The sequence below is a fragment of the Wolbachia endosymbiont of Wuchereria bancrofti genome, from assembly GCF_002204235.2.
Taxonomy (GTDB): domain Bacteria; phylum Pseudomonadota; class Alphaproteobacteria; order Rickettsiales; family Anaplasmataceae; genus Wolbachia.
On record NZ_NJBR02000010.1, the window covers coordinates 1 to 1,888 of the forward strand.

Sequence of the window (1,888 nt, forward strand, 5' to 3'; positions counted from 1 at the left end):
GAATGACATAAGAAGGAGGCACTTGAACGACAAGGAAGGAGTACTGGAATGACAATAAATTTCTTCGAAAAAAAACGTTACTTGAAATGTCAACTGTATAAAACTGTTGCTTCCAGCCTATCTCTATCAGTTTTTTTTCTCCTTTTGCTTCTTCCACTTTAGAGTTGGGTTCTAGTGCTTTATCTGTAACACAATCATCTTGAATCTAAGAGTTCTTTAACTCCTTTAAACAGCATAAAGGGAATACCTATACGTACTTATAGCTAAAAGCACTGGCTACCGCTATTTTCATTATAGCTACTGATATAACTGCTGTTAAATAAGCTATATCGATAGTAGTTTCACCACTAAACTTAATAATATCTTGATTACCATATACCATAATAAAAAAGTCAAATCCATACGCTCAGGTTGTAGCTTTACTAAATACTAAAAAACAGTCACAATGAAATAAGCAAACATTTACAAATTAAATTCAGTGTGCAATCAGCAAACAAGGGTGTTGATATCAACAATTCTCTGTAGAATCGCAATATGGTATGATCACATGCTCTTTATTGATCTGGTTAACATAATCAGTAGAGAGTTTTGTTCTGCAAAAGACGTCTACTACAACATACTGCAATTGTTTGGAATTGCAGGGCTGGGTGCTATGGTAAGGCCAATTGGCGCATCTGTATTTGGTCACATTGGTGATAGGTATGGAAGGAAGATGGCATTAACAATTGCTATCTTGCTAATATCAATTCCGTCTAGTCTCGTTGCGTTTATTCCAGGCTATAGTCGAGTAGGTATAACCTCTACTATATTGCTTTTTGCAATCCATGTAACACAAGGAATTGCGCTCGGCGCCGAACAAGGAGGCAGTTCTGTTTATCTCATAGAGCATTTACCCAATAAGAAAAAACTAGGAATGTTTTTTGGGATAATAAGTTTTGGTCGCTCCATTGGTGTCCTGCTTTTTGTAATGATAGTGATTATATGCAAAAAAATCACTGATTTTAACGCATGGGGTTGGAGAATGCCGTTTACTTTTTCAGCCATTTGGGGATTAATGAGTGCATATAGTATATACACATTAGGAGAAACTCCGGCATATGAAAAAAATCGAGAACAAAGAAATTTGCCTAATTTACCAATAATAGAGCTTGTAAAGCGCTATAGGAGAGCTCTGATACTTGCCGTTTTAATATCTGTACCTGTTAATGTCGCTGTTGGATTTAGCATATTTCTTCGAACAATTGCAAAAGAAATAGTGCAAGTTGAGATGTATGTAACAACATATGTCAATGAAATTGTGTTGATTATAACCAGTATATTAATACCGGTATCTTCAATAGCGCTCGGAATGTTAGCTGATAGAGTAGGGAAAGAGCGCATTGCAATCTTATTTATAATAATTACGATAATACTGTGTTGTCCTATGTTATCTATTGCATATTACTATAAAAGTTACCTTATAATTATGTTGAGTGTAATGGCTCTCTCTATAATAGAAAGGGGTATCAATCCTATAGGAATAGTTGCATCTGAACTTTTCCCCCCCAATGTTAGATTTAGTGGAGTGAGTTTATCACGCAATATTTCTTTTGCCTTGCATGGTGGATTTACCCCTATGGTATGCACTTGGCTTACTATAACGTTCCCTCAAATAAATTTTGTCGCTGGGCTTTATATAATCTTCTGCTTATTGATCAGTTTGATAGCAATACTGCAAATAAAATCACAAGATAAAAATTTTGATTGGTAAAAATTCCGGTATAAGCCACACATGTTAAGTTAAGCTTAAAATTGTAAGTTAAAAAATATAGTTGAATATTTGCAAAAAATAGTGTATTACTATTAATACCTTTCAAGTTAATTTCTTATGGCTTTTTCTAAGTTCCTT

General features: G+C 34.3%; 1 protein-coding gene. It reads left to right on the plus strand.

Annotated elements, in window-relative coordinates; translation table 11 throughout:
- The first annotated feature begins 478 nt into the window (after positions 1 to 478).
- Positions 479 to 1,750, plus strand: a complete 1,272-nt coding sequence (locus tag CCY16_RS00835; protein WP_088414221.1) for an MFS transporter — start codon at positions 479 to 481, stop codon at positions 1,748 to 1,750.
- Positions 1,751 to 1,888 lie beyond the last annotated feature (138 nt).